5 protein-coding genes are annotated in these 10,900 nt (G+C 46.7%); 1 reads left to right on the top strand and 4 read right to left on the bottom strand.

The features are described 5' to 3' along the window. Window positions 1-402 precede the first annotated feature (402 nt). The 4 genes from F6K13_RS05115 to F6K13_RS05100 all read right to left on the bottom strand — a co-directional run bounded on the left by F6K13_RS05115 (window position 403) and on the right by F6K13_RS05100 (window position 10,277). Window positions 403-2,565, bottom strand: a complete 2,163-nt coding sequence (locus tag F6K13_RS05115; RefSeq protein ID WP_124145408.1) for a bifunctional metallophosphatase/5'-nucleotidase — start codon at window positions 2,563-2,565, stop codon at window positions 403-405. A 480-nt stretch (window positions 2,566-3,045) separates the two neighbouring features. Next, entirely contained in the window at window positions 3,046-4,188 is a 1,143-nt protein-coding gene (locus F6K13_RS05110) for a formylglycine-generating enzyme family protein (protein ID WP_287241914.1), read from the bottom strand. A gap of 352 nt (window positions 4,189-4,540) precedes the next feature. Next, window positions 4,541-7,105, bottom strand: coding sequence for an arylsulfatase (locus F6K13_RS05105; RefSeq protein ID WP_287241916.1), 2,565 nt, complete (start codon window positions 7,103-7,105; stop codon window positions 4,541-4,543). A 520-nt stretch (window positions 7,106-7,625) separates the two neighbouring features. After that, window positions 7,626-10,277: an arylsulfatase gene (locus F6K13_RS05100; protein WP_287286951.1), complete on the bottom strand. Its 2,652-nt coding sequence runs from the start codon at window positions 10,275-10,277 to the stop codon at window positions 7,626-7,628. 248 nt (window positions 10,278-10,525) lie between these two features. Here F6K13_RS05100 and F6K13_RS05095 point away from each other — a divergent pair. Then, window positions 10,526-10,900, top strand: a 375-nt coding sequence (locus F6K13_RS05095) for a hypothetical protein (RefSeq protein ID WP_287286950.1), incomplete at its 3' end; no start/stop codon positions are given.

Raw genomic sequence — 10,900 nt, 5'->3', positions numbered from 1 at the left:
AGAGGACGGCGATCGCCTTAAAACTAAATGATTCAGAATTGTGCTTGATCGCTCTCCTTAACAAGATTAATTAATCAGTTACACTTGATAACAAGGTAGAATTAGCTTGGACTTCAGCTACTACTTCTAAAGTAGTGCAGTAGATCTTTGAGGCAAGTGTATCCGATTCTCACTTGCAGTATGCTAAATAACTGGTATGTTCTTTAGGCACAAGTTCCTTAGTTAGCTATTGATTAAACGTTGCCAGGGTCATTACCGAAACAATATGCAAAAAGTCTATATAGCAGTCGAAGCAAAGATTAGGACATATTAAAAGGTTAAAACTCAGATAACGCAAGATTTTTCCTTCTTGCTTCTTCCTTCTTCCTTCCTTCTTCTGCTATATCTTTTTCACGCCTATGTCTATTGAGAAATCACTGTATCTTCCCGAAACGCTAGGTTCTGAATCCGCTCGTCAGAGGCAGGGGGGGCGTCCGCTTGGCTAAAGGCGCTGTCTGCCGTAGGAAAAACTTGATGGAAGTATTCCGCCAGTGAGTCCTGCTCAGTGCCGAAAGGAGAGAAGTCAGCAACGCCATCGAAAGGTTCTGCTATTGCTTCATCTCTCACCCCGTTTTTGTTGAGGTCTTCTTCCGGTTCAAAATCTCCATCGCCATCGCTATCTGGCTCGCCCAAGAGATCGACACGGTCGAACAAAACTGGATCGGCATTCAAAAAACTGGGGAAAGGATAGCTGTCGCCACCGTCAGCGAGATAGCCAAGAGTAATCGCCCGGAAGGTGCGACTGGGGTCGCCAACCAGTTCGCCATTTTCAGCAACAACATCAGATTCGCCATCACCAGAGACTACTAAAGAGATAACGCGATCGCCAGCATGACGTTCTGGATCGAAGCTAAATTTCAGACCACCGACTTGAGGAAACTGACCGGGGGTTGCACCGGGAGCTGTCTCTGCAACCCCATGTTCGAGTGTCTGTAAGAGTTGTTCTGCCGTGAGAGTAATCAGGGTGAGTCCGTCGTTGAAGCGGAGAGAATTATTGATGTCGAGTTCCGAAACCTCTCCCTCTGCTTTGCCTGCCTCCGGATTTGCTTCTGGGGGCAACAGTTCAAAGTCATTGGGGTCGGTGCTGCCACTCGCTGCATTGATGATGCCGATGTTGGAACGGATGCTACCCCCATGCTTCAAAGCTATACGCGTCTTGGGATTTACCGTTTTGGCGTATGCCAGATCGGCATCGGAAGTCAGATTGCCTAGATTGGTTTCTTGAGTGCGGACATAGGAGCGATCGCCTCGTAGGAAAACCGTCGTGTTGCCAAAAATGTTGCCATCCTGGGTAGCAATGACTCCATTGAGGGCATCAACGATTTCCACTATTTCCGGAACTGGCGTGCCACCAGTGGCGGAAACCCCCTCTTCGTCAGTGGCATAAGCTCCACTGATGCTAGGATCGATGCTACTGGGTATGAGGATACCTTCGGCATCGAAGTCTACCACCAGGCGACCCACATAAGTATAGTTTGCTTTCGTGTTGACTACAGCGATTGGGTTTCCGTCCGCATCAGTTTTGAGAATAGGATAAGGACCAGCGCTGGTATCTCCAGTGCGGAGGCGGTCTGTTTCATCAGAGAGCAACGTATGAGAACCGCCCGCAACGAGGATATCCACATCTCGGAGGCGGGGTGCAAGTTCGTCGCGCTCGATATTCAACTGTTGCATATGGGACAAAAGAATTACTTTGTTGATGCCCGTTGCTGTCAGCTCGTCTACAGCAGCCTGAATATCAGCAGCCAGGGCGTCGTAGTCCGTATCATTTTCAGGGAGTACAGTTACGTTGCCGGAGGAAGAGATTACAGGTAACAATGGTGTAGTTGCACCGACGATGCCGAACTTTTCACCACCAACAGTAGCGATCGCCGTTCCAGCTAATTCTCCTGCTGCCAGCGTGCTAATTTCTTGTCCGTTTTCCGTCACCCGGTCTGCCAAGTCGGGGTCTGTACCAAAATTTAAGTTCGCGCTCAGATAAGGAAACAACGCCCCACGGTATTCGCCGGAAGGTTGAATGATATCGCTCACTTCCTTGGTGCCCAAATCGAAATCGTGATTGCCAAAAGTGGAGGCTTGAACGCCCAATTGGTTGAGGATTTCGATATCAGCGTGACCAATACCAGCTTTACCTACAGGGGTGTCACTCATGGTCGGGTCGCCGCTTGCAAACAGGAACGGACTGGGGATGTAGTTATCTCCAGAGGAAAGGAAAAGCGTATTGGGGTAGTCCTCTTTGAGAGCATTGAGGACGGCTGAAAAACGAGGGGCGTCTTGCAGAGCTTCCAGGCCAGCTTCAAAATCGGAAGCATGGAGAAGTTGCAGGGTGAAGGTTGTAGCCTCAGACTCAGCAGCAGTGCTGGTGGGAGCTAGTTCGGATTTGCTAAACCAGTCAAGCCCTTTGAAGAAGTCGAATAGGTTCCATGCTGTCGCCGGGGGGACAGCAACACTAAAAAAGAAAGTAGTGGTTATTGCGATCGCCACTACCTTCTTCCACAGATGCTGCCAAATACGATTGAAAATCATTAAGAAAAACCTCTAAATAACAACATTAACTCTGGACGAAATGTCCATAGGTTTAGTTTTTTTGCGATGGCCTCTGGTTAGGAAGCGTTCAGCTCCGCTGGTGCCGGAGGCAATCGCCCTATTGCAGGACCTAAACTCAGTCAATGGGTCAGGAAACTACCAAACCATCTGAAAGATTCAAATCGAAAATCTATGTTGGAGCAATCCTAATGCAGATTGATTACATTAATGTATCGTGAATTGTTTGGCTAAAATTTTCCTAAAGAATAATTTTAGTTTTGTACTTTTGCCAAAAATCCGGTTGAACAGTCGTCATTGCGACGATAGGAAGCAATCTCAAGGATGCGCGGAGATTGCTTCCTTCCACTCCGTTCCACTCGCAATGACTTGGGTATATTAATTATCCGGATTTGATATAACGCACCCTATTAGCTGGACTATCCGAGTTTAATTATTCATTATTAATTATTCATTATTTAGTTAGCCCAAATTTTTCACAAGCCGAAAACCAATGTGAGTGGTTCCTGTATCGGGTGACTGAGACTCTCGTGCCGCCGGACGGTATCGACTGCAATAGTTGGGCGCACAGAGGTGTGAACCACCTTTAATCACGTGTACGGCACCCTCGGCAGGTTTTTTGGGGTCAAAACTTTCGGCTTGTCTGGGGCCCTCTGGATTAACGCTATGAGCCATGTTCTTGCGTTCAACCCGATACCAATCGGCAGTCCATTCCCAAACGTTACCTGTCATGTCATATAAACCGTAACCATTCGCCGTGAAGGAACCAACGGGAGCAGTTCCCAAATAGCCATCCGCTTTGGTATTTAGAAAGGGAAAAAATCCTTGCCAGGTGTTGGCTTTTTTAGCAGAATATTCTTGACCCCAGCTATAAGTAGATTCTTTTAAACCACCTCTGGCAGCATATTCCCATTGAGCTTCCGTGGGAAGTTGTTTTCCTGCCCACTTGGCGTAAGCTAAGGCATCTTCGTAGGCAATATGAACAACGGGATGGTTTGCTTTCCCGCTAATATTACTATCGGGCCCGTAGGGATGTTGCCAGTTTGCTCCCACAACCCAATGCCACCAACTCAGATAAGCGACTTGTTGAATGCCTTCTGCGGGAGGTTCAAAAACAATAGAACCAGGCGATCGCTCCTCATCTGGTAAATCAGGAAATTGTGATTTTGATAGAGGACGTTCGGCGACGGTAACGTAACCTGTATCTTCAACAAACTTGGTAAATTCGGCGTTAGTAATTTCGTGGGAGTCAATGCAAAATGAACTGACAGTCACATTTTCTACAGGTAGTTCTTCGATAAATTCTGGTTTATCTGAACCCATTTTGAACTCTCCTCCGGGAATGAATTCCATATTTTGGGGACAAGTAGAAGAGGGTACGGCAAATGCACTCGGACTAAAAATAGTAACGGCAAGAATAAAAACACTGAGAACAATTAAGAGTTTTTGAATATAATTTTGAGAATTATTCATAATTTGAGTCGTAGAATCTTTTTTCTGATGTGGAGAATAGCTTTTATATAGAGAACAGTCGTCATTGCGACGATAGGAAGCAATCTCAGGGGTGTGCGGATATTGCTTTCTTCCACAGAGTGTAAGTCGCAATGACTTGAGTATAGTAATTATGGAGATTTGATATGAACAAAGAAACTTCATTTATTTAATATGAGAGGGAAAAACTCCCGACTGACTACAGCCAGGAAGTTCAGTCGAACTTAGGTTAGTAAGTTAATCTGACCGGTAAAAGTTTAATATTGCTATAAATTGACATATTTTTGTTAGTCCTAGTTTGTAAGGTTTATTCTTCCGAGTAATTAGGGTGAGCAATGCTCACCCAATTGGGTCACTCAACCCGCCCCATCGAAACTAAATTCATTAGCTACTTAGGCATTCGATCCGGCTGTTGGATAACCTACGTTTTTCCTACCTCATGGGTAAGTCCTGTGAATAGCGATCGCTACTTAGTTGAATAATGTTTCTCAAGCTGCTGAATGATTATGTCCCAGAAGTCTTCATTACTCATATCTTCCGAAGCTTGGTAGGGTTCAATTGAATCTCCAAGCTCAACTTTCACAGTGTTAATCGTCCCGTCGAACTCAAAGGGAGCGCGTTCGGCATAGTCTAGGGAAACTGGTGCCCCCAGATCCGTGCCCACATCAAAGGTTTCACTGGCACTGAAGGCTCCGATGACGACTTGTTCGATAGTGGTTCGGCCGACTTCATCACCATCCACTCGTATAACCACTTCACCTGTAACCACTTCACCTGCTTCCTCTAAACTCTCAATGGTTGTTTCTACTTCAATGGTGTGATGACCATCAGAGAGCGGTGCATCTGATGCAGCCTTATAACGATCTAGGAGCAGCATATTGTACTCGTACTTGAGAATTCCGTCGTCCATAAACAAGCTCACACCGCCACCGGAACCTCCCAAGGCATAGAGAACGCCGGAAGTATTTTTTTTCAGATCGACATCGATCGTAACCAGGTTGCTTTGACGACCTAGACCCGGTGCAGTGAATTCAGGCATACGAGTTGTGCCTTCATCAAAGACCCAGCTAGTGTAGGGACTCGCGATCCGGTCTTCGGTATGAATGTTGATCCACAGGCTGCCCCCAATGGGGAATGCCAAGTTATTTTCTGCCTCTTCCAAGAACCGTTTTTTCATTTCCTTCAATTTCTCTGGGTACTGAGCTGCCAGATCGTGCATTTGAGTGAAGTCCTCGGTAATGTGATACAGTTCCCAATCGTCCTGAGTGGAATCCCACTCTTTTAATTTGGCTGCTGATTCAGCTGTATTCCAGGGTTCCTGAGGACCGAAGGTGCAGGCATACCAGCCATCCTCATAGATGCCTCGGCTGCCGAAGTTCTCAAAATACTGAACCTTCTTTTGACCCGGTGCGTTGGCATCGTCGAAGGTGTACTTCATGCTAATCCCATCGAGGGGAGTTTGCTTGAAGCCGTAAACCTCTTCAGGGGGGGTAATGCCCAGGATATCGTAGATAGTTGGAGCGATATCGTTAACATGGTGGAACTGAGACCGGATGGTTTTATTCCTGGTGATGCCATCGGGCTTGTTGAACTCCTTAGGCCAGGAGATTACCATGGGGTTGCGGGTGCCACCGAAGTGGGAAGCAACTAGCTTGGTATAACGGAAGGGGGCATCCCCTGCCCAGGCCCAACCCGCGTGGTACATATTTTCGGTTTGTTTGGTTCCCAGGGCATCAAGTCCGCCTAGTTCCTCAAGAGCATCAAGTTGCTCCTCGACCGTCTTGGTAATTAGGTTCTGGGCAAGAAATTCGCTGATAGTGCCCTCCTGACCTTCGGCACTGGCTCCGTTGTCACCAACAATATAAAAGACGATGGTATTGTCGCGAATGCCCAGATCGTCGAGTTCCGAGATCACCTTACCAGCTTGGGTATCCACATGTTCGAGAAAGCCTGCATAGACCTCCATCAACCGCCGTTGGAAGTCACGTTCCGACTCGGGAATCTCATCCCATGCTGCTATGGTTTCAGGTCGAGGAGTTAGCTCGGCATCTTTTGGAATCCAGTGCAGGACGTCCCGCTGGTTTTCAAAGACTCGCTTTTGGTACTCGTCCCAGCCGTCATCGAATTTACCCTTATACTTATCTGCCCATTTCTTGAAGACGTGGTGAGGACCGTGGGCTGCCCCTGGTGCCCAGTACATCAAGAAGGGTTTGTCGGGAGAATAGGAACGGTGGTGACGCATCCAGGCGATCGCTTTATCCGCCATGTCCTCACTCAGGTGGTAACACTCGTCCTGGAACTGCTCTATCAGGTTGTCACACTCGTCGTGGGGCGGCTCTATGGGGTTGAGGTTCTCATAGAGGCGCGGCTCATACTGAGATGTTTCACCGGCAATGAAGCCGTAGAAATAGTCGAAACCATGCCCAGTAGGCCAGCGATCGAATGGACCCATTGCTGTGGTATCATTGGTTGGGGTATTGTGCCATTTGCCAAAGGCAGAGGTTTTGTAGCCGTATTCGCTCAAAACTTCCGCGATCGTGGCGGAGGTCTTGGGAATAACCCCCAGGTAACCATCCCAGTCCACCGCATATTCTGCGATCGTACCTGATTGGACCCGGTGGTGATTGCGCCCTGTTAAGAGAGCGGCGCGGGTGGGCGAGCAGATGGAGGTAGTGTGAAAGGTGTTATAGGCAATCCCTTCATCCCACAGACGGCTTAGAGTCGGCGTGTGGATCTCGCCACCAAAGGTGTCAGCCTGCCCGAAGCCCACATCATCCAGCAGGATAATCAGGATGTTGGGCGAATCTTCGATGGGTATACGGTTCGGTTCCTCGCGCCGCTCCATGGTGGACTCGTCCAAAGTCGGTCCGGCGACGCTGGCTGATGGCACTGGCGGGAATGGCAGGCAAGCTCCCTCAACCGTACAATCAACAGTTTCTTCTGCCAAGACAGGGGGAGTAATACTTCCCAATAGGAGGGAGATAGCGATCACAAATATCGTGATCGCTCTCAACATTCGTTGCAAAAACATTGATTAAATCTCATAAACAACAGTAATGAAAGGGAAAGTTTTGGGTTTCGTTACCAAATCATTTCCCGTAGGTGACGATAAATTGGTTCGCTGTTAAAGCTTTAGCTCTGACAAAGCCACTATATTTCCCTGAAGTGTCAATGTCAATATCAAATCCTAATTTTTTTTGCATTGAAATTCTAGCAATAGAAAATCATTGTCACCTTAAAAGAGCCTAGAAATTGTCAGTTAGTCGCAAGGATAAAGAGATGATCGCCCTGCGGTATTGGCAAATCGCGATCGCCTCTTTTTATAGCACTACGCAAATAGGTTAGGACATTTTTAAATCCTAAAACCTTTTTACAGTCTCCTGTTCCCTGTTCCCTGTTACCTTTTCAAGTAGCGCTATAGTTCGGGCTATGATATGAATCAGGGTAGGCAATGCCCACCCTGTTAAAAGTTATGGACTCAGGTATTTACTCCTATTCCGACTTTAAATCAACCCTCGAATTGTGCCTGCAATCTTGATATTTTGCATGGCTTAATCGTAGAACGGAATGCGATTAAGACGGAACTCCTCATATTCCTCTCTGCATGGCTCTAAGACATTTGGGTCTGCAACATCCTTAATTAATTCGATCGTCACCGAGTTCAACGTTCCGGTGAAGTCAAAAGGCATTTGATCTTTATAGCTTTCTCGGATAGGCGTACCCGTATCAAAGCCCACATCAAGGGTCTCATCTAAGGTGAAGCGGTTGGGAATGCTCTTACAAACCAAATTGTTTCCCTTAATCTTCAGAGGTTCACCGTTAGCGTAGAGGTTCACTTCGGCACCTAGTAATTTACCTATTACTTCTTTGACATCGTTATTGACATCCTCCTTTTTAATCTTTTCATCAATCTTTTGATTAATCTTTTCCTGTGATACGGTTTTATAAACAGCCTCCAAAGTAATCGGTGTATCGGTGGGCAAATCGGCAGGCAAAGGCGCTGAAATGTTGTAGCGTTCGATTCCCGCCCAGTTGTAGTGATACACCAGTTTACCATTTTGGACAAACAAACCGTATCCACTAAAACGGCCTCCCAAAGTCAACAGCATTCCTTCGCCATCTTCAGGCCAAATTACATTGGCCGTAATTTTATGGCTCTTCCTTTTGAGATCGGGGGCTGAACCTTCGGGAACGCGAAAATGATCGGGGTAGGTAAAGACGTCACGTCCTTTGGTCAAACTGGGACGATTGGCCACATCAACCCGGTCACCTTTGCGATCGTCCAACGGCAAAACGTTATACTTGCTGGCCTCCGCATAAAACAACTTGATCATCTCTTCGAGTTTCTTCGGCTTTTGGTCAGCCAAATCCACCGCTTGAGAAAAGTCCTTTTCAATGTTGTAGAGTTCCCAGGGCATGTCCAACAGATCCATCTCGGGGTTTTCTGAAAGCCAGGGGTCTCCGCGCTTGGCACTGGCCATCCAGCCTTTGTCGTAGATCCCTTGGTTCGTGAGCATCTCAAAGTACTGGGTGGTATGCTTGCTGGGGGCATTGATCTTACTTGCATTATATTTTTTATTGTCATCAGTTGGATCTGCAGTTGGATCATCAGTTTGATCTGCAGTTGGATCATCAGTTTGATCAAGCCTATACTTTGCATCAAAGGTATAGGCTAAACTGGTTCCCTCGATCGGCTTTTGCATGACCCCATTGAATAGGGTGGGTTCTTCAATACCAATAGCCTCCAGAATGGTGGGAGCAATGTCGATGACATGACTGAACTGATAGCGCTTCTTATCCACATCGGTAATGCGATCGGGCCAGGAAATCACCATGCCATTGCGAGTTCCCCCAAAGTGAGACGCAATCTGCTTAGTCCATTGGAACGGGGTATCCATTGCCCAAGCCCAAGCCGCAGGGAAGTGGTTATAGTGCATCTCGCTGCCCAATTCGTCGATCGCGTCGAGCTTGTCCTGAAAGTCTTCTTCAAGACCATTGAAAAAGGTCAATTCATTGGTCACCCCTTGCAGGCCACCCTCTGCACTGGAACCGTTGTCTCCAGCAATGTAGATAATCAAGGTGTTATCTAACTCACCCAGGTCCTCAATGGCATCAATCACCCGACCAACCTCGTGGTCTGTCTCCTCGGTAAAACCAGCAAACACCTCCATCATGCGGGCATATAACCGCTGCTTGTTTGGCTTCAGAGAATCCCACTTCCGTAGAGACTTTGGACGAGGGGTTAATTGGGTATCATCGGGAATCACACCTAATTCTTTTTGCCGCTCAATGGTTTTCTTACGGTACTTATCCCAGCCCATATCGAATTTCCCTTTATAGTCTTTGATCCACTTTTTGGGAACTTGGTGGGGCGCATGAGTCGCACCGGGAGCAAAGTAAACAAAAAAGGGCTTATCTTCTGCCAGCGCTTTTGTGGTCTGGATATAGTTGATGGCGTGGTCGGCCAAATCCGTATTCAGGTAGTAGTCTGAACCATCGGCATTTTTTTCTGGCGGAATCAAGCGAGTAGTATTCTCCACGAGCGGGGGAGTGTATTGATCGACGTCGCCCCCGACAAAGCCATAGAAATAGTCAAACCCTAGCCCTTGGGCCCAACGATCAAAGGGTCCCACAGCGCTGGTTTCCCAATCTGGGACGTTGTGGTTTTTACCAATCCACGCAGTTGCGTAACCGTAGGCTTGCAATACATCCGCAAAGGTGGCTGTGTTCTGGGGAATCACACTTGAATATCCAGGGAAGCTCGTTGCAACTCCGGTAGTCACACCAGTCCCAACAGAGTGGTGGTTACGTCCGGTGAGGAGAGCTGCACGGGTGGGAGAACAGAGGCCTGTGGTATGGAATTGAGTGTACGTTAAACCATTTTCAGCCAGTCGATCCAGTGTTGGAGTCTTAATCTTGCCACCAAAGGTTCCCATCTGGCCATAGCCCACGTCATCTAGCAGCACCAACAGGATATTGGGCGCATTTTCAATGCCAAAGGTTGAAGGCTCTTTCAATTGGAGTTCGACCTCTTCAGAGTCTTCATAAGTTAGACCGATTTTGCCAGTGAAAGCTGGATCGGGGTGGGGAAGAATCTGTTGGGCCATTGCGGGTGGGGCAATGGTGGTCAAAAGGAGGCAGGTGGCGATCGCGATCGCCACTACTCCTTTGAAAATCCGGTTCAAAAAACCGTTAAAAAACATGGGTAAAACCTCATAAAAATTCAAGCTACATTCCAAATCACGATCAAAGTAGTCTTAATGGCCATTTGTATGATCGGGTAGCGGAAATACTTTAAACCCAAGCTTAGTGGTAAACTCTCTGTTGGAAGACTCAAAAATTCCAACTTTCTCAGCCATATAAATTTAAAAATAAGTTTTTAAAATTTATTGTTTTTACTTATAAATAGTTGATTATTTTTTTATTAAATGCTATATACATGACTTTGTTTATGAATGAAAACAAAAGTAAAACTTCCCAACCTAAAGATGCTCCTGGGACAGACAATCTTCGGATTGTCTACAGATCCTTTACCCATCTAGATGGCTTCAAAGAGTTTATTGATTATCAAAAGATGGAAATGATTCAACTTAGTCCCGGCCCTCTTCAAGGTGAATTTTTATCTATTCAGATTGGCAACTTATATTTCGCATATAATCAGGTCAACCAAGGACTTCAAACGTCTGGTGGGGGAACACCTGAATACATGTCTTTTGTAATGATTTGGTCTGAGAAAGAAAAGGAATATTACTCCTTAAACACCCCTATTGAGCCTCAAAGAACTCTTTTTGGTTTTAACAACACCGAATCCTACGAAGTATTTCAT

Source organism: Okeania sp. SIO2B9 (assembly GCF_010672505.1).
In the GTDB taxonomy this organism is placed as follows: Bacteria; Cyanobacteriota; Cyanobacteriia; order Cyanobacteriales; family Microcoleaceae; genus Okeania; species Okeania hirsuta.
The sequence above is the reverse complement of the archived record's forward strand: the minus strand, read 5'-3'. Positions and strand labels throughout refer to the sequence as shown.